20 protein-coding genes are annotated in these 22,280 nt (G+C 65.8%); 15 read left to right on the top strand and 5 right to left on the bottom strand.

Annotated elements, in window-relative coordinates:
- The first annotated feature begins 65 nt into the window (after positions 1-65).
- Positions 66-1,862, top strand: a complete 1,797-nt coding sequence (aspS, locus tag CFR76_RS05975) for an aspartate--tRNA ligase (RefSeq protein ID WP_110556305.1) — start codon at positions 66-68, stop codon at positions 1,860-1,862.
- 8 nt (positions 1,863-1,870) lie between these two features.
- Complete coding sequence (locus CFR76_RS05980) at positions 1,871-2,776, top strand: EipB family protein (protein ID WP_110556306.1); 906 nt, start codon at positions 1,871-1,873, stop codon at positions 2,774-2,776.
- On the opposite strand, the gene CFR76_RS05985 is transcribed toward CFR76_RS05980, so the two are convergent.
- Together CFR76_RS05985 and CFR76_RS05990 are read right to left on the bottom strand one after the other, a co-directional pair.
- A complete protein-coding gene (locus CFR76_RS05985; protein WP_110556307.1) occupies positions 2,751-3,536 on the bottom strand; it encodes an exodeoxyribonuclease III in 786 nt (261 codons plus the stop codon). The two genes, CFR76_RS05980 and CFR76_RS05985, sit on opposite strands and share 26 nt — an antisense overlap.
- Complete coding sequence (locus CFR76_RS05990) at positions 3,533-3,892, bottom strand: HesB/IscA family protein (RefSeq protein ID WP_110556308.1); 360 nt, start codon at positions 3,890-3,892, stop codon at positions 3,533-3,535. Before CFR76_RS05990 ends, CFR76_RS05985 begins: the two co-directional genes overlap by 4 nt.
- Positions 3,893-4,018: 126 nt before the next feature.
- Here CFR76_RS05990 and CFR76_RS05995 point away from each other — a divergent pair, with 126 nt between their 5' ends.
- The 8 genes from CFR76_RS05995 (at position 4,019) to serS (ending at position 12,357) form a co-directional block, all read left to right on the top strand.
- Positions 4,019-5,197, top strand: a complete 1,179-nt coding sequence (locus CFR76_RS05995) for a deoxyguanosinetriphosphate triphosphohydrolase (protein ID WP_110556309.1) — start codon at positions 4,019-4,021, stop codon at positions 5,195-5,197.
- A 108-nt stretch (positions 5,198-5,305) separates the two neighbouring features.
- Entirely contained in the window at positions 5,306-7,111 is a 1,806-nt protein-coding gene (gene argS / locus CFR76_RS06000; protein ID WP_110556390.1) for an arginine--tRNA ligase, read from the top strand.
- Complete coding sequence (locus tag CFR76_RS06005; protein ID WP_110556310.1) at positions 7,108-8,076, top strand: SPOR domain-containing protein; 969 nt, start codon at positions 7,108-7,110, stop codon at positions 8,074-8,076. The genes argS and CFR76_RS06005 overlap by 4 nt, the downstream gene beginning before the upstream one ends.
- Before the next feature lie 39 nt (positions 8,077-8,115).
- Positions 8,116-8,958: a segregation and condensation protein A gene (locus CFR76_RS06010; protein ID WP_110556311.1), complete on the top strand. Its 843-nt coding sequence runs from the start codon at positions 8,116-8,118 to the stop codon at positions 8,956-8,958.
- Positions 8,958-9,620 carry an SMC-Scp complex subunit ScpB gene (scpB, locus tag CFR76_RS06015; RefSeq protein WP_110556312.1) on the top strand — a complete coding sequence of 221 codons (663 nt, stop codon included), beginning with the start codon at positions 8,958-8,960 and terminating at the stop codon, positions 9,618-9,620. The genes CFR76_RS06010 and scpB overlap by 1 nt, the downstream gene beginning before the upstream one ends.
- 67 nt (positions 9,621-9,687) lie before the next feature.
- Positions 9,688-10,269 (top strand): Sec-independent protein translocase protein TatB, encoded by a 582-nt coding sequence (tatB, locus tag CFR76_RS06020; protein WP_110556313.1) that lies wholly within the window; start codon positions 9,688-9,690, stop codon positions 10,267-10,269.
- A gap of 7 nt (positions 10,270-10,276) precedes the next feature.
- Positions 10,277-11,086: a twin-arginine translocase subunit TatC gene (gene tatC, locus CFR76_RS06025; RefSeq protein ID WP_110556391.1), complete on the top strand. Its 810-nt coding sequence runs from the start codon at positions 10,277-10,279 to the stop codon at positions 11,084-11,086.
- Positions 11,086-12,357 (top strand): serine--tRNA ligase, encoded by a 1,272-nt coding sequence (serS, locus tag CFR76_RS06030; RefSeq protein WP_110556314.1) that lies wholly within the window; start codon positions 11,086-11,088, stop codon positions 12,355-12,357. The genes tatC and serS overlap by 1 nt, the downstream gene beginning before the upstream one ends.
- 89 nt (positions 12,358-12,446) lie before the next feature.
- On the opposite strand, the gene CFR76_RS06035 is transcribed toward serS, so the two are convergent.
- Positions 12,447-14,900: a helicase-related protein gene (locus tag CFR76_RS06035; protein ID WP_110556315.1), complete on the bottom strand. Its 2,454-nt coding sequence runs from the start codon at positions 14,898-14,900 to the stop codon at positions 12,447-12,449.
- A gap of 295 nt (positions 14,901-15,195) precedes the next feature.
- Between CFR76_RS06035 and CFR76_RS06040 the strand changes: the two genes are divergently transcribed.
- Positions 15,196-16,074, top strand: a complete 879-nt coding sequence (locus tag CFR76_RS06040) for a ferredoxin--NADP reductase (RefSeq protein WP_025437524.1) — start codon at positions 15,196-15,198, stop codon at positions 16,072-16,074.
- Between the two features lie 135 nt (positions 16,075-16,209).
- Positions 16,210-17,610: a glutathione-disulfide reductase gene (gorA, locus tag CFR76_RS06045; RefSeq protein ID WP_110556316.1), complete on the top strand. Its 1,401-nt coding sequence runs from the start codon at positions 16,210-16,212 to the stop codon at positions 17,608-17,610.
- A 140-nt stretch (positions 17,611-17,750) separates the two neighbouring features.
- Here gorA and CFR76_RS06050 read toward each other — a convergent pair whose 3' ends face one another.
- The gene (locus CFR76_RS06050; protein WP_110556317.1) at positions 17,751-18,095 is read right to left on the bottom strand and encodes a hypothetical protein; all 345 of its coding nucleotides are present in this window, start codon (positions 18,093-18,095) and stop codon (positions 17,751-17,753) included.
- A gap of 307 nt (positions 18,096-18,402) precedes the next feature.
- On the opposite strand from CFR76_RS06050, the gene CFR76_RS06055 reads away from it, so the two are divergent.
- The 3 genes from CFR76_RS06055 to CFR76_RS06065 are packed head-to-tail and all read left to right on the top strand — an operon-like array spanning position 18,403 to position 21,414.
- Positions 18,403-19,806 (top strand): class II 3-deoxy-7-phosphoheptulonate synthase, encoded by a 1,404-nt coding sequence (locus CFR76_RS06055; RefSeq protein ID WP_110556318.1) that lies wholly within the window; start codon positions 18,403-18,405, stop codon positions 19,804-19,806.
- Between the two features lie 31 nt (positions 19,807-19,837).
- A complete protein-coding gene (locus CFR76_RS06060; protein ID WP_110556319.1) occupies positions 19,838-20,998 on the top strand; it encodes a beta/alpha barrel domain-containing protein in 1,161 nt (386 codons plus the stop codon).
- A 47-nt stretch (positions 20,999-21,045) separates the two neighbouring features.
- Positions 21,046-21,414 (top strand): hypothetical protein, encoded by a 369-nt coding sequence (locus CFR76_RS06065; RefSeq protein ID WP_110556320.1) that lies wholly within the window; start codon positions 21,046-21,048, stop codon positions 21,412-21,414.
- Between the two features lie 68 nt (positions 21,415-21,482).
- Here CFR76_RS06065 and CFR76_RS06070 read toward each other — a convergent pair whose 3' ends face one another.
- Positions 21,483-22,139, bottom strand: coding sequence for an IS1595 family transposase (locus CFR76_RS06070; protein ID WP_110556321.1), 657 nt, complete (start codon positions 22,137-22,139; stop codon positions 21,483-21,485).
- Between the last annotated feature and the right edge of the window lie 141 nt (positions 22,140-22,280).

A 22,280-nucleotide genomic window follows, 5' to 3' on the forward strand; every position in this document is an offset into this window, starting at 1 on the left:
GCCTGCAACCGGGTGTGGCCCCATGGGGCGCATCCTCCCAAATCTGGTAGAATCAGGACAAGATCATGCATCCCTATCGTACCCATAGCTGCGCGGCCCTGCGGGCTGCCGACGCCGGGCAGACGGCCCGCCTTTCCGGATGGGTACACTCCAAGCGCGATCATGGCGGCCTGCTGTTCATCGACCTGCGCGACCATTTCGGCATGACGCAGATCGTGATCCCCGCAGGCTCCCCCGTGCTGGAAACGGCGGAACGCGTGCGCGTGGAAAGCGTGCTGACGGTCACGGGCGAGGTCGTGCTGCGCGATGGCGCGACCAAGAACCCGAACCTGCCCACGGGCGAGATCGAACTGCGCGCGCGCGAGATCGAAGTGCAGTCCAGCGCCGACGTGCTGCCGCTGCAGGTGGCGGGCAACGAGCACTACCCCGAGGACCTGCGCCTGACCTACCGCTACATCGACCTGCGGCGTGACAAGGTGCACCGCAACATCATGCTGCGCGCACAGGTGATCGCCAGCCTGCGCAGGCGGATGACGGACCTTGGCTTCGTGGAATTCCAGACCCCGATCCTGACCGCATCCTCGCCCGAAGGGGCGCGCGACTTCCTGGTGCCCGCGCGCATGCACCCCGGCAGGTTCTATGCCCTGCCGCAGGCCCCGCAGCAGTTCAAGCAGCTTGCGATGGTGGCGGGCTTCGACCGCTATTTCCAGATCGCGCCGTGTTTCCGTGACGAAGCCGCCCGCGCTGATCGCTCACCGGGTGAGTTCTACCAGCTTGATTTCGAAATGGCGTTCGCAACGCAGGAAGACGTGTTCGCGACCCTTGAGCCGGTGATGGAAGGCGTATTCCGCGAATTCGGCGGTGGCCGCATCGTAAGCGAAGGGCCGTTCGAGCGCATTCCCTACGCCACGGCGATGGAAGTCTATGGCAGCGACAAGCCCGACCTGCGCAACCCGCTGAAGCTGTCGGACGTGACCGAGGCCTTCGCCGGTTCCGGCTTTGGCCTGTTTGCGCGTATCGCGGCCGATGGTGGCCAGATCCGCGCCATCCCGGCCCCCGGCGCGGGGGACCGCCCGCGCGCGTTCTTTGACAAGCTGAACAACTGGGCGCGCGAATCCGGTGCCGGTGGCCTTGGCTACATCATCTTCGCCGAAGACGGCGGCAAGGGGCCGATCGCCAAGAACCTTGAGGCCGACCGGATCGAGGCGATCCGTGCGAAGACCGGCCTGAAGGCGGGGGATGCCGTGTTCTTCGTCGCGGGCAAGGGTGATGAGATGGTCAAGTTCTCCGGTGCCGTGCGCACGCGGGTTGCGACCGAACTGGACCTGATCGAACAGAACGCCTTCCGCTTTTGCTGGATCACGGATTTCCCGATGTACGAACGCAATGAGGAAACGGGGCAGATCGACTTCTCCCACAACCCGTTCTCCATGCCGCAGGGTGGCATGGATGCATTGCAGAACCAGGACCCGCTGACCATCAAGGCCTACCAGTATGATATCGTGTGCAACGGCATCGAACTGTCCTCGGGCGCGATCCGTAACCACCAGCCCGATGTGATGATCCGCGCCTTCGAGATCGCGGGTTATCCCGCCAGCGAGGTCGAGGCCCGCTTTGGCGGCATGCTCAACGCCTTCCGTTACGGCGCGCCGCCGCATGGGGGTTCGGCGCCGGGCGTGGACCGGATCGTGATGCTGTTGGCCGATGAGCCGAACATCCGCGAGGTGATCCTGTTCCCGCTCAACCAGCAGGGCGAGGACCTGATGATGGGCGCGCCCGCCCCGGTCGAACCGCAGCGGCTCAAGGAACTCTCCCTTGCCCTTGACCTGCCGCGCCCCAAGCCCGGTCAGGCCAAGAACTGAGTGGCGTGATGCCAGCCGATGCACTTGCCTGCCTGATGCCCCGTGCCGTGCAGTACGGGGTGCCGGTGGGGCGGTGCGTGATGGTGGGCATGACGCTGGCCGCCCTGTGGCGCGCCCCGCCGGTGCAGGCCGCGCCGGTCATGGCCGCCCACCGCGCGGTCTATGACCTGACGCTGGTGGCGGTCAGCGGTGGCGATGTCGTCACGGCGGAAGGCAGGCTGACCTTCGTCCTGTCCGACATGTGTTCGGCATGGTCCACGCAGCAGCAGTTGCGCCTGCGCACCGTGGACCGGGACGGGGCGGAAACTGTCAGTGATTCGGATTACGCCGTGCTGGAGGAAAAGGACGGCTCATCCCTCGTGTTCCGCGCCGACCAGACGGAAAACGGCCATCCCGACCCCCGTATCGCGGGGGAGGCGCATATGCGCGCCACCGGGGGGCTGGCGCACTACACCGACCCCGCCGTGCATGACGTGGCGCTGCCCGCGGGCACGCTGTTTCCCGTGGCCCATACGGCAGCCATCATCCAGGCGGGGCAGGACGGGCAGGGGCCGATCGCCCCCTATCTGTTCGATGGCACGGTGGATACGGGCGCACTTGGCACCTACGTGCTGTTTCTGGGGCACGATGCGCCGCCGGTCGCGACCACGTTCCCGGTGCTTGCCCCGCTTGCGGCGCAGCGGGTCCATATCGCCTATTACAATCCAACCACCCGCGACATGGCGCCGGTGTTCGAGACGGGGATGCGCTATTTCAGCAATGGCGTGGCCGACCGGGTGGATATGGATTTCGGGCAGTTCCGCATGGCGGGCACGCTGCGTGAATTCCGGCTGCTGCCAGCGCCCGACCATTGCCCGGTGCCCGCCGGGGCACGCGGGCATGGCCGTGTCAGCCCAGCGCATCCGCCAGCGTAACCGCCAGCGGCACATGGTCGGATGGCTGCGGCTTGCCCCGTTCATCACGCGCGGGCAGGGCGGTCAGCAGCCGCTGGGCAACACGGGGGGACAGCAGGGCATGGTCAATGCGCAGCCCGCTGTCGCGCTGCCATGAAGCCGCCTGATAATCCCAGAATGTATAGAACCGGCCCACCGGGTGCACCGCGCGCAGCGCATCGGTCAGGCCCAGCCACAGCAGGCGGCGGAAGGCGGCGCGGCTCTGCGGGCGGACCAGCGCGTCATCGGGGGACAGCGCGCCGGGCGCGCAATCCTCATCGGTGGGGCAGACATTGTAATCGCCCAGCAGGACGAAATCCTGCCCCGCCTGCAGCATGCCACGTGCATGCAGCGCCAGCGCCTCCATGAACGCCAGCTTGGAGTCGTAGCCGGCCGAGCCACCGGAATTGCCGTTGGGCAGGTACAGGTTGCCAAACACCAGCCCGCAACTGCGGATCTCGACATAGCGCGCCTGGGGCGGGTCGGTTTCCCAGCCGGGCAGGGCGGTGTGCGTGACCTCATGCGGGTGGCGGGTTAGGATGGCGACGCCGTTGTAGCTTTTCTGTCCCACCACGATGCTGTCATAACCCGCCGCCCTGAACGCATCGACGGGAAAGACCTCGGTCTGGCACTTGATTTCCTGCAACGCCAGCACGTCGGGCTGTTCGCGGGCCAGATAGTCCAGCACGTGGTCCTGGCGCTGGCGGATGGAATTGACGTTCCAGGTGGCGAATTTCATCATTCGACCGAAAAGCTCGTGCCACACCCGCATGATGACGCGGCATTGGGATTGCGCACGGTAAAGTGCGCGCCCATCAGGCTGTCGTCGAAATGCAGTTCCGCCCCGCCCAGCAGGTCCATGCTGGCCGGATCGACCACCACACGGACCGTGCCCGCCGGGATCACGATGTCATCGGGCCGGCTTTCGCCATCCAGCGCGAATTTGTACTGGAAGCCGTTGCACCCCCCGGCTTCGACCGATACCCGCAGCGCGGGTTCGCCCGTGGGGGAGGCTGGCTGTTCATCCAGTATTTCGCGCAGGCGGCGGGCCGCCGCGTCCGATACGCGGAAGTTTTCGGGGGCGGGGGGCATGGACATCGGGTTTCACCATGATCTGTGGCGCGCAGGGCCATGGGACCATGTTGGCCACGGGCTGCGCGCGGGTTATGGATGGGGGCGGTATCATCACGTGCCGTTCCATCCATGGCTGGATCCTGATCCTATATGAGCACTGCACCCTATGCTGTCCAGACCGCCACGGCCCGTGGCAGGCTCTATCCCGAAGCCGAGGCCCCGACCCGCAGCCCATGGCAGCGTGACCGTGACCGGGTGCTGCATTCGGCGGGGTTTCGCACGCTGCAGTACAAGACGCAGGTATTCCTCAACCACGAAGGGGATTTTTTCCGCACCCGGCTGACCCATTCGCTGGAAGTGGCCCAGGTCGCCCGGTCCATCGCGCGCAGGCTGGGGCTGGAGGAAGACCTGACCGAAGGTCTGGCCCTGGCGCATGACCTTGGCCACACCCCCTTTGGCCATGCGGGGGAGGAAGCGCTGTCGGCGGCCATGAAGCCATGGGGCGGTTTCGACCACAATACGCAGTCCCTGCGGCTGGTGACGCTGCTGGAACGGCGGTATTTCGCCTTTGACGGCCTGAACCTGACATGGGAAATGCTCGAAGGGCTGGCCAAGCATAACGGGCCGGTGGACCACCCCACGCCCTATGTGGCCGATTACGCGGCCCGGCATGGGCTGGAACTGGGCAGCTATGCCGCAGCGGAAGCGCAGGTCGCGGCCCTGTCGGATGATATCGCCTACCACGCCCACGACCTTGATGACGGCCTGCGCGCGGGCCTGCTGCATATCGGGGAACTGGAAACCCTGCCCGTGGTGCGCGAAGCGCTGGCGGATGCCCGCAAGGCCCAGTGCCTCAGCGGCTGTCAGGCCGGCAATGACGACCCCCGCCTGCGCCATGAAACCATCCGCCGGGTCATCAACACGCTGGCCATGGACCTGATCGGGCAGACGCAGCGCAACCTTGAACGCCTTGCCCCGCAATGTTCCGATGACATCCGCCATGCCGCCCGTCCCGTGGTGGCGTACAGCCCGGATATCGCCGCCGCCAACCTGGAAATCCGCAAATTCCTGTACGCGCGGCTGTACCGGCACTGGCGCGTCAACCGCATGACGCGCAAGGCGCGGCTGACGGTCGAATCGATCTTCACCATCCTGTCGGAAAACCTCACACTGCTGCCCGATGGCGCGCGTGAGCCTGCGCTGGCCGCCCATGATGGGGGCGACAGGGCAGGTGCATGCCGCGTGGTGGCGGATTATATTGCCGGTATGACCGATCGCTGCGCGATGGAGGAATATCGACGGTTGACGGACCTGTCCTCGCCGGGGTGAAACACGCCCATCGCATTTATCCGACTGCCTGCCGTGCCGCTGTCACGGCAGGCCCGTCCTGCCGGGCCAGATGGCCCATTGACCGTTTTTGTTGGGAAACCGTGCCGCATGTCTGACAGTCTGTTCGTCCGTTACCTTACGCATGTGCGCGCCGCACTGGACCGGATCGTGCCCGACCTGCCGCCTGCGCTGCTGGACCGGGTTGAGGTCACGCCCACGCGCGACCCGGCCCATGGCGACCTTGCGACCAACGCGGCGCTGGTCGTGTCCAAGGCCGCCCGGCGCCGCCCGGCTGAAATCGCGGCCGAACTGGTAACGGCGCTGGCGGATGCGCCCGGTATCGCGCATGCGGAAGTGGCCGGCCCCGGCTTCGTCAACATGCGCCTGGCGCCCGCCGTGTGGCAGGATGTTGCACGCAGCGTGCTGGCATCCGGTGAGGATTACGGCACCAGCACCGCGGGCAACGGGGTGAAGGTGAATGTGGAATACGTGTCCGCCAACCCCACCGGCCCGATGCATGTCGGCCATTGCCGTGGGGCCGTGGTGGGCGACGTGCTGGCCAACCTGCTGATCAAGGCGGGTTACGCGGTCACGAAGGAATATTATATCAACGACGCCGGCGCGCAGGTCATCGCGCTGGCATGGGCGGCCTACTGGCGCTACCTGCAGGCGCTGGGCACCACCGTGACCGAGGCGGAATTCGCTGCTGTCGTGCCCGGTGGCAAGATCCAGTACGGTGGCGACTACCTGGTGCCGGTGGGCGCGGCGCTGGCCCGTGAACATGGCGACAGGCTCGCCGCCCCCGGCCTGAAGCCGGCTGATCCCGCCGTATGGCTGGATACGGTGAAGCGGGAGACGGTCGATACCATGATGGCCATGATCCGCGAGGACCTGGCGGCCCTTGGCGTGCATCATGATGTCTTCACCAGCGAGGCGAAGATCCTGGCCGATGGGGAAACCGACCGCGCCATAGCGGCACTGGACAAAAAGGGCCTGATCTACGAAGGCGTGCTGGAACCGCCCAAGGGCAAGCTGCCCGATGACTGGGAAGCCCGGCCGCAGACGCTGTTCCGCGCCACCGAATTTGGCGATGACGTGGACCGTCCGCTGCGCAAGTCCGACGGGTCGAACACCTATTTCGCCAACGACATCGGCTACCATGCCGACAAGATCCGCCGGGGCGCTGACGTGCTGGTGGATGTATGGGGAGCCGACCACGGCGGCTATGTCACGCGCATGAAGGCGGCGGTCGCGGCGCTGGCGACCGACGGGAAGCCGGTGCTGGACGTGCTGTTGTGCCAGATCGTGCGCATCGTGCGCGACGGGCAGCCGGTGCGCATGTCCAAGCGCGCGGGCACCTTCGTCACCCTGCGCGACCTGATTGACGAGGTCGGGCGCGACGCCGTGCGCTTTACCATGCTGACCCGCAAGGCCGACGCGCAGATGGAATTCGACCTGGACCAGGTCGTGGCGCAGAGCCGGGACAACCCGGTATTCTACGTGCAGTACGCCCATGCGCGCTGCTGCTCCGTGCTGCGTTCGGCGGCGGAAATGGTCAATGACGGCAGGATTCCCGGCGGGATCACGCCTGCGGAACTGGCGGGCGTGGACCTGTCGGGCCTGACGGCTGATGCGGAACTGGCGCTGCTGCAGCGCATGGCGCAGTGGCCGCGCATGGTCGAATCGGCGGCCAGCGCCCATGAACCGCACCGGATCGCCTTCTACCTCAATGAACTGGCGTCGGATTTCCATGCGCTGTGGAACCGGGGCCGTGACGATGCGACCCTGCGTTTCCTGCAGGAAGATGATATTGCCGCAACCCGCATGAAGCTTGCCCTTGTCGAGGCCACGGCAACCGTGCTGCGATCGGGGATGAAAGTGCTCGGCGTACAGCCGGTCGAGGAGATGCGATGAGCCCTGACAACACATCCCCCAATGTCCCCCCTGATGGCAGGGGCGACAACCCGCCGGCGCCCGACCCCTATTCCGCGCCCGCAGGCCCGGGGCGGGAGCGCATGGGGGCCGATTCCAATCCCGACCTGAACAGCCGTAAACCCATGGAACCGGCGGATGACATCGGTTCGGCCACCTCCCGCCGGGGCCGACGGGGTGGTTTTGACATCCACGCGCTCATGGCGCGCGTGGCGGGCAGCAACCTGCTGGGTGATGATCCCCTTACGCGCAGGCTGGTCTATGGCGCGGCGGGCCTTGGCGGCGTGCTGGTGGTGGCGATTGGCGGATGGTCGCTGTTCGGGCACCATCAGGGCGGGATTCCCATCCTGGGGCCGCCGCCCGGCCCGGTGCGCGTCAAGCCCGCCGATCCGGGCGGCATGCAGATCCTGGGCGCGGGCGACGGCATGCCCGCCGATGGCGGCGTGATGCGCCTGTCCCCGCCGCCCGAACAGCCGCAGCCCGACGCCATGGCCCGCCAGTACGGACAGGCGGCGGGTGATGGGGAACCCGCACCCGCCCCGGCACAGGCGGCGCCAGCGGTCCCCCCCGCCACGCCACCGGCGGCGGATACGTCCGCCAGCCCGCCCGCGCCCCAGCCCGCCGCCCCGGCGCGGGCGGAAGCCCCCGAACCGCAGGCCGCCCCGTTGCCACCGCCCGTACCGCGTACGCCCGGTGCCGGAACGGGGGCGTATGGCGTGCAGCTTGCCGCCCTTGATTCGCAGGAAGCGGCGCTGAAAAGCTGGACCCGCCTGAGTGCGCGCCATCCCGATGTGTTCGGGTCATACCAGCCTACCGTGGTGAAGGCGGAACGCGGCGGCAAGACCTTCTATCGCCTGCGCGTGAAGGGACTGGCGAAGGCACAGGCGGTCAGCCTGTGTGAAAAGGCCAAGGCGAAAGGCCAGGCCTGCGAACTGGTCCGTCCCTGATCCCGCCATGGCCCGCGCGCCCGTGCTGCGGAGGGGACGGTGAGCGGGGCTGACGCCCCGCCCGGCCCATCCGCGTCCACCAACGCCCCGATCGTGCATCTGGACGGGTTTGACGGGCCGATGGACCTGCTGCTGGAGCTGGCGCGGGCGCAGAAGGTGGATCTGTGGCGCATTTCCATCCTGCAACTGGTGGATCAGTACCTGGCCGTGGTGCGCGCGGCGGATGACGTGCGGCTGGAACAGGCGGCGGACTGGCTGGTGATGGCGGCGTGGCTGGCGTGGCTCAAGTCCCGCCTGCTGCTGCCCGAGGATGATGAACAGGCCACCGATGCGGAGGAGGCGGCCAGCCTGCTGCACGAACGCCTGCTGGAACTGGAGCGCATGGTCCAGCTTGGCCGCTGGCTGGCCGCGCGCCCGCAACTGGGTCTGGACGTGTTCGAGCGCGGGCAGGCGGAAAACCTTGTGGCAATCGACCGCTCGGGCCTTGCGGTCGATGTGCCGCAGCTTATGCGCGGGTATATGGCGGCCATGCGCCGACGGGCGCGCAAATCCGTCTACCAGCCGCGCGTGCTGCAGTTCTGGACGGTGCAGGACGCGCTGGCGCGGCTGCGTCGCATGCTGGGCACGCCTGAGCTGAAGGCGGACTGGTGCGGGCTGGACGGGTTCGTCCCCGACCTGCCGCCACAGGCCGACATGACGGAAACAATGATCCGGACCGGACGCCGCGCCGCCGTGGCGGGCACGCTGCTGGCCGGGCTGGAGATGGCGCGCAGCGGGGCGATCGAACTCCAGCAGGCGCAGCAGTTTGGCCGCATATGGCTGCGTGAACGCACGGTGCGGCCGGACAATGCCGGGACGGAACCGGAAGGGGACATGGCGTAATGGACGAAACGCAACAGCCCGGGCTGTTACCCGGAAAGGATGCGGATGTGGCAATGGTCGAGGTACGGGATTTTTCGCTCCGTCTGGTCGAAGCCCTGATCTTCGCCCGCGCCGACCCGCTCAGCACCCGCGCCATTGGCGAAGTGCTGGGCGGGCAGGGCGGCATACCGCATGATACCGCCGACCGGGATGCCTATGTCACCGCCACCCTGGCCGCGCTTGCGGCGCAGTACGCGGGGCGCGGCGTCGTGCTGGTGGAGGTGGCCGGCGGCTGGCAGTTCCGCACCGCGCCCGACCTGGCCCCGCGCCTGACCCGCGTCATGCCGCGCCCGCGCAGGCTTGCGCGTTCAACCATGGAAACGCTGGCGATCATTGCCTATCACCAGCCCTGCACCCGTGCCGAGATCGAGGAAATCCGTGGCGTCAGCCTGAGCCAGCAGGTGCTGGATACTTTGCTTGAGGCGGAACTGATCATGCCGCTGGGCCGTAAGGAAGTACCGGGGCGGCCGATCCTGTGGGGCACGTCATCGGGGTTCCTGCGGCATTTCGGGCTGAAGGACCTTGGTGACCTGCCCCGGCGGGAGGAACTGCTGGTTGATGTGCCCGATACCGCCATGCCGCCCGATGCGCCGGACGAGGTTCCTGACCCGCCCGCGTCGTGATAGGTGTGCAGGGCGTGCACGGACGAAATGTGAAGCCGCGCGTGCGTGGTGGGAAGGATAGGTGGTCATGTTCGATTTCGCGTGGTCTGAATTTGCCCTGATCGGGGTGGTGGGCCTGCTGCTGATCGGGCCAAAGGACATGCCCGTCGCCATCCGCACGGTGACCGGGCTGATCAAGAAGGCGCGCGGCCTTGCCACCGAATTCCAGTCCCATGTGGATGAAATGGTGCGGGAGGCGGACCTGACGGAGGCGCGTGACCAGCTTGGCCAGCTCAAGCGGCTGAACGTGCGCGACAAGCTGATGAAGGCGATTGACGGGGATGGCACGCTGCGCCGCTCGCTCGATCCCGCCACGCTGACGGCGGACGCCCCCGCCACCCGTCCGGCCGCGCCGGTGGCCGGTGACGCGCTGCCGGAACAGCAGGTGCCATCGCGCCATTATATCCCGCCGCTGTCCGCCACCGCGCCGAAAGAGGCGGATGAGGCGGATGAGGCGGTACTGGCCAGCGCGCCCGACTTCCTGCCGCCGCGTATCGCACGCCGCATCGCGGCGGAACTGCCAAGCCTGACGCCCCCGGCCTTCCTGCCGCCGGTCAGGGTCATTCACCGGGGGCAGCGTGTCTCCGTTACAGCCGATGGGCGGGAATAAGAACGCGATGGATGCAGGAGACGAAACCCTGAACCAGGATTCGATCAACGACCAGCCCATGCCGCTGCTGGAACATCTGGTGGAACTGCGGCGCAGGTTGTTGTGGTCCATCGTGACGTTCATGGTGTGCTTTGCCGTCTGTTACTATTATTCGGAACAGATCTATTTCTTCCTGGCCAGGCCGCTGGGCGACATCATGCGCCAGAAGGGGGAACAGCCGCACCTGATCTATACCGCGCTGTACGAAGCCTTCTTCACCTACATGAAGGTCGCCTTTTTCGGCGCGGCCTGCCTGTCGTTCCCCATGATGGCGGTGCAGGCGTGGATCTTCATCGCACCGGGGCTGTACCGCAGCGAAAAACGGGCCTTCGCACCGTTTCTGGTGGCAACGCCCATCATGTTCGCCATGGGGGCGGCGCTGGCGTATTACTTCATCTTCCCCGCCGCGTGGAAGTTCTTCCTGTCGTTCCAGACGGCGGACGGGCAGGACGGATTGCAGATCGAACTGCAGGCCAAGGTGTCGGAATACCTGACACTGGTCATGAAGCTGATCCTGGCGTTCGGCATGGCGTTTGAGCTGCCGGTGGTGCTGACACTCATGGCGCGGGTGGGGCTGGTCACGTCAAAGGGGCTGGCGCGCGTGCGGCGCTATGCCTATGTCGGCGCGTTCGTGGCCGCCGCCATCCTGACGCCGCCCGACGTGATTACCCAGACCGGACTGGCCGTGCCGCTGATCGGGCTGTACGAGATTTCCATTTTCTGCGCCCGCCTTGTCGAGCCGCGCAGACCGCCTGAAGACACCGAGGAGACCCCCTGATGCACGACCTGCGCGCCCTTCGCGCCGATCCCGACGGTTTTGACGCCGACCTGAAGCGGCGGGGCGAGCCTGCCGTGGCGCACGCACTGCTGCTGCTGGACCATGACCGCCGCGCCGCTGAAACCGCATTGCAGGAACTGCAGGCCCGCCGGAAGCAGATTTCCAGGGAAATCGGGGCCATGCGCAAATCCGGCGCGGACAGTTCGGCGCTGGAAGCCGAGGTGGCCGGCGCCAAGGCCCGCATGGAAGAACTGCAGGCCCGCGCCGATGATCTGGATGGCCAGATCCGTGGCATGCTGGAACGCCTGCCCAACCGTCTGGATGAAAGCGTGCCCCCGGGCGCGGATGAAAATGCCAACGTGCAGGTGCACCAGAGCGGCACGCCACGTGAATTCGCCTTTGCCCCGCGTGAGCATTTCGAGCTTGGTGAAGCGCTGGGCATGATGGATTTCGAGACCGCGTCCCGCCTGTCGGGCGCGCGTTTCGTGGTGCTGCGTGGCCAGCTTGCGCGCATGGAGCGTGCGCTGGGCCAGTTCATGCTGGACCTGCATACGGGTGAAAACGGCTACACCGAGACGGCCGTGCCCGTGCTGGTCAATAACGAGGCGATGTACGGCACCGACAAGCTGCCCAAATTTGCCGACCAGTCCTTCCGCACCGAGGATGGCCGCTGGCTGATCCCCACGGCGGAGGTGCCGCTGACCGCCAGCGTCGCAGGCCAGATCGTAGCAGGCGATGCGCTGCCCCGCCGCCTTGTCGCCCTGTCGTCATGTTTTCGTAGCGAGGCCGGGGCCGCGGGCCGCGACACGCGCGGCATGCTGCGCCAGCACCAGTTCCAGAAGGTGGAGATGGTGTCCATCACCACGCCGGAGGAAAGCGACACCGAGCACGAACGCATGACCCGCTGCGCGGAAATGGTGCTGGAAAAGCTGGGCATTCCCTATCGCCGCATGCTGCTATGCGCGGGCGATACCGGCTTTGGCGCGGCAAAGACGTTTGACCTTGAGGCCTGGCTGCCGGGGCAGAAGGCGTGGCGCGAGATCTCGTCGTGCTCCACCACGCGCGATTTCCAGGCCCGGCGCATGAATGCCCGTTACCGGGCGGCAGATGGCAAGCCCGCCTTTGTCCATACGCTTAACGGTTCCGGCCTGGCCGTGGGCCGCACGCTGATTGCGGTGATGGAGAACTACCAGAACGAGGACGGCAGCATTACGGTGCCCGATGTGCTGCGGCCCTACATGGGTGGCATCGAGGTCGTCCGCAAACCGTAGAAAAGTTTTTGGTGAAGCTTTTTTCAAAAAGCTTCGAAGAACGCCGCCTTTTTGAAAAAAGGCGGCACCCGGAAACTTCTGTTCTTCAGTCAGCGCCCCTTGCGGTGGGGGCGCCTGCCCTTAGGCGGGCCGCCGCCATCGCGGTTGCGGCGGCCGGGCGGGTTGGCGCGGTTGTCCGGGCTGAAGGGGGAGGCACCGGGCGCGCGGGCGCGGACGCTCTGCTGGCGCAACACGTCCTCAATCCAGTCATTGAGGCGGGCGGTCGTGGCCTCGGCTTCCTCACGGTTGACGTACGCTTCGGGGAAGCGCAGCGCCAGCCACCGCCAGGCCACCAGCCGCTTGTGGCGTTTTTCGGCGCGTTCCAGTTCCGTGCGCTCGGCCCGTTCGGGCGGTGGCAGGCGGCCCGTGCCCGGTGGCGGCACGGCGTTGCCCGCCGCATGGTCCGCCGCCCAGTGCACGAGGCGCTGGATGCCATTGTCACGGTCATCCACCGGACACATGGCGTAGACCCAGCGCTGGGCCAGCGTCAGGTCCGCAACCCCTTCCAGTGCGGTGGCGATGGCAAAGGCCTGTTCCATGTTGGCCAGACGGTAATTGGGGTCATCACGGCGCAGCACCGCACGGCGGATGCGCACCAGCACGCCAAACAGGCTGTCGGACCCGATCTCGGCCGCGACGGCCTGAACGATATCCGCATCGGGCTGCACCTGCGGGCGCATGTCCTCGATCGGCTGCGGGGGGGCGGCCAGCATGGCATGGATGAAGGACGGGCTGCCGACACCTTCCAGCACGGCCACCACGCCCTTTTCATGCTTGCCGTAACGCCCGGCGCGGCCGCCGATCTGCTTGACTTCCTGCGGGTTGAGGTCGCGCGTCTGGTTGCCGTCATATTTGCGCAGGGCGGCAAAGACCACCCGGCGGATGGTCAGGTTCAGCCCCATGCCGATGGCGTCGGTCGCGATCAGGATGTCGGCGTCGCCATCATTGAAACGCTGGGCTTCCGCCCGGCGGACTTCGGGGCTGAGCGCGCCGTACACCACCGCCACCCGCTTGCCCTGCGCCAGCAGCAGGGCGCGCAGGTCCAGCACCTCGCGCCGGGAGAAGGCGATCAGCGCATCGTGCTTCTGCAACTCGTGCAGGCTGACCGCGCGTTCGGCGGCGACCAGCGGGCTTTTGCGTTCCAGCCGGATTTCATCCACCGGGTCGCCGCACAGTTCGGCAATGCGCCTGACCATGGGGATGCAGTCGGGCGCCCCCAGCACGAACAGGTGCCGCGCGGGCGCACCCATGATGGCCGCCGTCCATGCCGCGCCCCGGTCGGGGTCGGTCAGCATCTGGGCTTCGTCAATGATCGCGACATCGACCGGGTTGTTCAGCGGGCACATCTCCACCGTGGCGGCCAGGTGGCGGCTGCCGGGCACGTCGATGCGTTCCTCCCCCGTGGCCAGCGATGTCGGTACGCCGCGTGCGATCAGCGACTCGCGGAATTCATGGGCCAGCAGCCGCAGCGGCGCCAGCGCCAGCCCGCTTTCGGCCCGCGCCAGCGCATCAAGCGCCGTGTGCGACTTGCCGCTGTTGGTCGGTCCCGTAACCAGCGTGATGCGGCGCTTGAGCGCGCGCGCGGTGCGGAAATGGGCGGCGTAGCGGTCAAGGGCCGCGACCTGTGCGATGACGGCGTTGCCTACGCGGCGGTTGCCAAGGTCGGGGGCCAGCGGCGTGCGGGACGGGGTTTCCTGCCCCTCCCTGCGCCACTGGGGCAACTGCTGGCGCAGGGCCATGAGTTCGGCGGGGTCGAATTCCCACCGTTCCTGCCCATCCGCCTGCGGCACGCGGCGGGCGACGGGCAGGCGGTTTTCCGCGATCCAGCGCAGGGCCTCGCGGTGCGAACAGCGCAGCAGGCCGGGCACGTCGCTGAAGGGGACAAGGCTCTTTTCCCATTCGCGCAGGCGCAGCACTTCCTCGCGCCTGCGCGCGCGCGCCGTATCCTCGATCCGGGTGTCGCGGTCCTTGCGGCTTGCGTCCTCGCGTTCCAGCCCGGTGGCGAAGGCATCCGCGTCCGGCAGGGCGAAGGCATCGGCCACCGCCATGGCAAGGGTGCGCAGTTCGGCCGGCGCCAGCATGCGGCCAGTGCCGTCAAACAGGTCGGCGCGGACATTTTCCACCACCGCGTGCGGCGTATCGCCCTGCGCGCGCAGCTTTTCGCGCAGCACGGGGGCCAGGGCCGACAGCAGGCGGGCATCATCGGGTTCGGGGTCGTCCACGCCTGCGGCGGCGGCTTCCGTATCCGCGCGCGTCACCCACACCTGCCCCGCGCGGCGGGTCAGGTCCATGAGCCGCGATCCCCACGGCTTGCGCCGGACGGTGCACAGGGCCGCGCGGAACGCGGCATCATCTATGCGCGCCGCGCCGGGGGGCAGCATGCGGGCGATCACGCGCTCCAGCTTCGGGCGCTCGCGGGTTTCAACATGCAGGCCGGTGGCGGCGATCGCCGCGTCCAGCGCCAGCAGGGCAGGGGCGGCCCGGTCAGGGAATTCAGGAGTCATACCTGACTATGTGCGTCATCCGCGCGCTGACGACAATGGACTCCGTACTTGCATCCATGCCCGAAATCATTGAATAGAACGCCATATCGTACGCGTGTGGCGTGACAAGCGCGCCCCGGAACGGACATCATGCGCCAGATCCGTTCCCCATGGCGCGTGATATGTTAGTTTTGTGCTGGAATTCCACGCTGTGGATGGCCTAAACATGCCCGCCTTAGTTATGTAGCTGTGGCCGGGCGCATGTTTCAGGGAATCCTGTGTCTGCGTCATATCCAGCCGGGAGAATGATAACCAGATGTCAGATACGTTGATTATGCCAACCACCGAGACCATGCTTACCGGCCTTGCCCCGGTCGCGGGGCAGGAAGGCGTGTTCCACCTGGCCGAACCGACCAAGGAATACAGCCACCTGAATGCGGAAACCGTGCTGTCGGTCCACCACTGGACCGACCGGCTGTTCAGCTTCACCACCACGCGCGACCCGGCGCTGCGCTTCGAGAACGGCCAGTTCACGATGATCGGCATCGAGGTCGAGGGCAAGCCCCTGCTGCGCGCCTACAGCATCGCCAGCGCGAATTACGAGGACCACCTCGAATTCCTGTCGATCGCGGTGCCCGATGGCCCGCTGACCTCGCGCCTGCGCCATGTGAAGGTGGGCGACAAGGTGCTGATCGGCCGCAAGCCCGTGGGCACCCTGCTGCTGGACAACCTGCGTCCGGGCCGCAACCTGTATTTCCTGTCCACCGGCACGGGGCTTGCGCCCTTCATGAGCCTGATCAAGGACCCGGAATGCTACGAACGCTACGACCACGTGATCCTGAGCCACACGGTGCGGATTTCGGGTGAGCTGGCCTATTCCAACCACATCCGCCACGAACTGCCCGAACATGAGTTCCTGGGCGAGGACGTGAAGGGCAAGCTGCTGTACTACCCGGCCGTGACGCGTGAGGAATTCGCCGTCACCGACCGTATTACCAAGCTGATCGAAACGGGCAAGATCTTCAGGGACCTGAACATCCCCGAACTGGACCCCGAACATGACCGCGTCATGATCTGCGGGTCGCCGGAAATGCTGGCCGATACGGAAAAGATGCTGCAGGACCGTGGCTTTGACGAGGGGAACAACTCCAACCCCGGCGCCTATGTGGTGGAAAAGGCGTTCGCTGAACGCTGATCCCGCCCCAGCCCCGGCCAGTGAAAACATGGCCGGGGCTTTTTTATTGGTCCCGCCCCGCGTCCGGGCGGGGATTGCCGGAATGACGCAGGCTGCGCGCCGTCCTTCCGGCCGGAAGCAGGATGCACAACCGGCATGAGTTATGACTTCGATCTGTTTGTAATTGGCGCGGGTTCGGGCGGCGTGCGGTGCGCGCGCATCGCCTCCAGCCATGGGGCGCGCGTGGCCGTGGCGGAAAGCCGCCACTGGGGCGGCACCTGCGTCAACCTTGGCTGCGTACCCAAGAAACTGATGGTCCAGGCCAGCGAGTATGGCGACTGGGTGGATGACAGCCACGGTTTCGGCTGGAACACGAAGCGCGGACAGCATGACTGGGCCGCGCTGATTGAAGCCAAGGACCGGGAGATCACGCGCCTGAACGGCCTGTATGTCTCGATGCTGGAAAAGGCGGGGGTGGCGCTGTTCACCGGCCATGCCACCATCGAGGACGCGCATACCCTGCGCATCGACCCGTCCCCGCTGGCCCCGCATGAAGCGCCCCGTCGCGTGACTGCCGCGCGGATCGTCATAGCCGTGGGGTCCACACCGACAGCCCCGAAAATTCCCGGTGCGGAATACGCCATTTCCTCCGATCAGGCCTTTCACCTGAAACAGCGCCCGCAGCGGGTATGCATGGTGGGCGGCGGCTATATCGGCGTGGAGTTCGCGGGGATATTCCGTGGACTCGGCTCGGAAGTCGATCTGGTCTACCGCCAGCAGCAGCCGCTACGTGGCTTTGATGGCGACCTGCGCCACGCCCTGCATGACGCCATCGACCTGCGCGGCATCCGCCAGCATGTCAGCGCATCGCCTACTGGAATTGAAAAGAACGGGGATGGCAGCCTTGCCGTCACCCTTGATAACGGCACCCGGATCGAAACCGACTGCGTTTTCTTCGCCACCGGCCGCCACCCCAAGGTCACCGGCCTTGGCCTGACCCAGCTTGGCGTGGCGATGGAGGAGAACGGGCGCATCATTGTCGATGAAGGCAGCCAGACAACCGTGCCCGGCATCTATGCGATTGGCGACGTGACCAACCGGCTGAACCTGACCCCCGTGGCCATTGCGGAGGGGCATAACCTGGCCGACCGCCTGTTTGGCCGCGCACCGGCGCGCGAGTGGTCCTACGGCACGACGCCCAAGGCGGTGTTCTTTACCCCCGCCCTGGCCAGTGTCGGCCTGACGGAAGCCGAGGCCGCGCATAAGGACGACGTGGATGTATATGTCAGCCGCTTCCGCCCCATGCGCAACACGCTCAGTGGCCGCCAGCAGCGCACCTTCATGAAGCTGGTGGTGGATCAGGCCAGCCAGGTGGTGGTGGGCGCGCACATGCTGGGCGATGACGCGCCGGAAATCATGCAGGGCCTGGCCATTGCCGTGACGGCGGGGCTGAAGAAGGGGGACTGGGACCGGACCATCGGCATCCATCCCTCCTCGGCGGAGGAATTCGTGACCATGCGCACCCGCACGCGGGTCACGCCGCATCACCCGGTCTGATACAGCCCATGCAAAAAATCGTTGTCGGCCGGCTCCCGGCAACGGTTGCAATATCCCGGACATCAAAAAAAGCCCCAAGGGACGCCGCCTTTTTAAAAAAAGGCGACACCCGGAAACTTTTATTATCCCTGAAGCCGTTTTTAGCGGGGCGCTACCCAGCCATTGCCGGTCGAATCGCCAAGCTGGCCATCGCCATTGATCCCGCTGCTCTGGTATGCAGTGCCGAAGCGTGACAGGTCCGTGCCGGTGACCGAATCACGATGCACGTGTTCCAGATGGTCGGGGTCGGGACCGTGGTTCAGTTCCATGGACGGCGCTTCCTCATAGCCGGGCGGCAGGTGGTTGCGCTGGCCATGAACGGTCATCTTGTCCTCGTTCTGGCTGTTGCTGTCGTCACTGTTGTCGGGCGCGGCCATGGCCGTCACGCTGAACAGGCACAGCCCGGCTGCCAGGGCGGTTATGAATTTCCCACGTGTGGTGGCCATGATCCGTAATCCTTTTACCAGAGGGGGCACCATGCCAACCATGCCCCGTCAGGGGAAGCCGTGGTCTGGCAGCCCAACCATGCTGCTTTTACATATGGGGGAAGCATGACTGTAATGCGACCTGCAACTGTATGGATCGCGTTGGTTTGTGGCGTCAATGCAACATTGATCCCCCGCCGGTGGTGTCGCCACCGGGGGGCGGGCCAGAACAGGCTTTGCCATGCGGGGCTTTTTTCGACATAAAGACTGCCCTTCCGCCACGGGCGGCGGGGACTGTCTTGTATCAAGAGGAATTAGGATCCGACCCATGAGTGCGACGCACAGCCACAACAGTTCTTCCCGGCAGGCCTGGACGCCGGAGAGCTGGCGGTCGTTTCCGGCGCGGCAGATGCCGCGATATCCCGACGAGACCGCCCTGGAAGGCGTGGAGGCGCGCCTGCGCCGCTACCCCCCGCTGGTCTTCGCGGGGGAAGCCCGTCGCCTGCGCGCCCATCTGGCCAAGGCCGCCACGGGGCAGGCCTTCGTGCTGCAGGGCGGCGCCTGCGCCGAAAGCTTCAGCGAATTCACCGCCGATATCGTGCGCGACACCTTCCGCGTGCTGCTGCAGATGGCCGTGGTGCTGACCTTTGGCGCGAAGGTGCCCGTCATCAAGATCGGGCGCATGGCCGGCCAGTACGCCAAGCCGCGTTCGTCCGATAACGAGACGAAGGATGGCGTGACGCTGCCGTCGTATCGCGGTGACATCATCAATGGTTCGGACTTTAGCGAAGCCGCGCGCATTCCCGATCCCAGGCGCATGGAAACCGGCTACTTCCAGTCCGTCGGCACCATGAACCTGCTGCGCGCCTTCGCCAGCGGCGGATACGCCAACCTGCATGAGGTGCATCGCTGGAACCTGGGCTTCGTCGAACGCTCGCCGCTGGCGCAGCGTTACGGGCTGCTGGCCGAACGCATTGGCGAAACGCTGGACTTCATGGGCGCGTGCGGCCTGACGGCGGCCACCACGCCCCAGATTGACGAGACCGAGTTCTATACCTCGCACGAGGCCCTGCTGCTGCCGTACGAGCAGGCGCTGACCCGCATCGATTCGACATCGGGCGAATGGTATGACTGCTCGGCCCATTTCGTATGGATCGGCGACCGCACCCGCCAGCCCGATGGCGCGCATGTCGAGTTCCTGCGCGGGGTGCGCAACCCCATCGGGATCAAGGTCGGCCCCACCACGACCATCGAGGACCTGGAGCAGTTGCTCGATATCCTCAACCCCAGCGATGAAGCCGGGCGCATTTCGCTCATCTCGCGCATGGGGGCGGGCAAGGTGCGTGACTACCTGCCGCCGCTGCTTGAGAAAGTGATGGCCACGGGGCGGACGGTCACATGGTTGTGCGACCCCATGCATGGCAATACCAGCTCGACCTCGACGGGCGTCAAGACGCGGTCGTTCGATGCCATCCTGTCGGAGATTCATGGCTTTTTCGACGTGTTCGAGGCCGCCGGCGCCCATCCCGGCGGCGTGCATTTCGAGATGACCGGCCAGAACGTGACCGAGTGCATCGGCGGTGCCCACCGCTTGACGGAAGCCGATCTGGGTGAACGCTATGAGACCTTCTGCGATCCGCGCCTGAATGCGGAACAGTCGCTGGAAATGGCGTTCCGCCTGTCTGAGGAACTGAAGACGCGGATGCATCGCACGCAGGGCGGGACACGCTAGTCCCGCCCGTATCGGGGGGATTGGAGGGGCTATGACCCATGGTGAGAAGGCAGGCCGGGGTGCGGGCGCGGTGGAACGTGACGTGATCGCCGCCCGCACCGATGCGTATTTCAACCGCACGCGTGCCATTGTCGAACACTTTGGGGACAGGAAGGTGACATACGCCGTCTTCCTGCGCCGCCCCGTCGTGTCCGCGCCCCGGCTGATGGTGGACTGGCTGCGCGCCGTCGCCGCCGAACGCGGGATCGCCATTGAACGCGACCTCATGTTCCCCGAGGGGACATGGGTGGGCGCGGGCGAACCGCTGGCCTATGTGACCGGGTCGTTCGCGCAGCTTGCGGTGCTGGAGACGCTGGTGCTCCAGCGCCTTGGCCCGGCCTGTGTCGCCGCCCACAATGCCTACCAGATGGCCATGGCGCTGCCGCATGTGCGCTTCATGGCGATGGAGGCACGGCACTGCGCGGGCTTTGGCATGCAGGAACAGATGGCCTATGCCGCCTCCGTCGGCAGCCATGCCGCCCAGAAGGAAGGGGCGCTGGGCTTTATCGGCGGCGCCAATGACGCGACGGCGCATTATTTCGGCACCACGAAGGGGCTGGGCACCATGCCGCACGCGTTGGTGGGCTATGCCGGGTCCACCCTGCGGGCGGCCGAGATGTTTCATGAAGTCTATCCGGAGATGGACCTTGTGGTGCTGGTGGATTATTTTGGGCGCGAGGTGACGGACGCGCTGGAAGTCTGCCGCCATTTCCCGGACCTTGCCGCAACCGGGCGGCTGGCCGTGCGTCTGGATACGCATGGTGGCCGCTTTCTGGAGGGGCTGGACCCGCAATCATCCTATGACGTGCTGGAACGCCACACGCCGGGCAGCATCCGGCGGTACCGCTCGGACAAGGAACTGCGCTACCTTGTGGGCACAGGGGTTTCCGCCGCCGCCATCTGGCGCATGCGTGAGGCGCTGGACGAGGCCGGGTTCGCGCATGTGCGCATCATCGCGTCATCGGGGTTCAGCGTGGAAAAATGCCTCAGCATGGCCGATGCCCATGCCCCGGTCGATGTGATCGGCACCGGATCGTTCATCCCCGACCGCTGGTCGGAAACCTATGCCACGGCCGATATCGTGGCCTATGACGATGTGCCACGGGTCAAGGCGGGGCGTGAGTTCCTGCTGCGCCACATGCGCAACCGCTAGGCCGCAGGTCACGTCCCGCGCTGGGACGCATAACGAAAGGCTTCAACTTGTCGGAAACCATTTTTGCCCCCGAAGGGGGCTGGCGCGTGCGGATTCTGGATCTGTCAGGCGGTGCCGAGGACAATATTGTCGAGGAAGTCGGCGGCTTTCCCGACCTGATCCAGGCCAATGCCTTTGCGCGCGCCTATGTGCGTGACAGCATCGAACGCTGCCGCATGCCCGGCCTGTCGGCGGCCGATATCCTCAAGGCATGGTTTTCCTTTGGCGAGGACGCGGAAGTGCTGGAAGCGGGCGATCAGGGATGGCGTTCGGCCAACGAACTGGACGATTTCGCGGCCCATGCCGCAAGTCCGATGGAACGTGACTGGCGCGCGTTCGACCCCCGCCGTGGCGGTGATGGGGATGACGAGGCATAAGAACGCCCCTGAATCCCTAAAGATATAAAAGTTTGGGGCTGGCATAGGTAAGCATTGTTTGGGACGGTTCACGCGGGCAGTTTAGCCCATTGAGTGAGGATTTTCAGGAGTTTTGCCGGCGAGCGGATGTTGAAGCGCCACTCGCACTCGGCCAGGAAGAGATGGAAGTCCTTGCGTGGTATTCCATTGTATCGCCGCAGATGCCGTTTTGCCTGGCTCCAGAAATTCTCGATGCCGTTTATATGATTTCTGCCCAGGGCAAGATGCCTGCTGTGGTCGATGCGTTCATGATGAAATTCCGAGACATCCAGCTTGTCGTAAGCGTGCCAGGAATCGCTGTAGACGATTGAATCCGGCTGCACTTTTCTTCGAATGATCGACATCAGCGTCTGGTGCCCGGCATTGGGGATCATGACGGCATGGACGCGGCCATGCCGTTTCAGCAGGCCAAAGACAGCCACTTTCCCGGCAGCGCCCCGGCCCCGTTTTCCTTTGCGATGTCCACCGAAATAGCTCTCATCGACTTCGATTTCACCTGAGACCGGTGCCTCATGAGCAATCTGTTCCGCGATGATCTCTCGCAATTTGCGGTAATACAGGGTCGCTGTATTGCGATTGACGCCGACAAGTTCGGCAGCACTCCGGGCGGGCGTGCCCGCGACGAAGTGCTCCAGAAGGCGTTTTTGGATGCTGACAGGCAGCCTGCTGCGACGACGTACTTTCATGCGACATATCAAGCCTCTGTTGGCTTACCTATGCCAGCCCCTAAAGTTTTTGGGTGCCGCCTTTTTCCAAAAAGGCGGCGTTCCCTGTAGCCCGCCTGGAAAAATTGCCCCGATGCGCCCGGTATGATGTGGGCAGTCTCC

Origin of the sequence: Komagataeibacter swingsii (assembly GCF_003207895.1) — a bacterium.
In the GTDB taxonomy this organism is placed as follows: domain Bacteria; phylum Pseudomonadota; class Alphaproteobacteria; order Acetobacterales; family Acetobacteraceae; genus Komagataeibacter; species Komagataeibacter swingsii.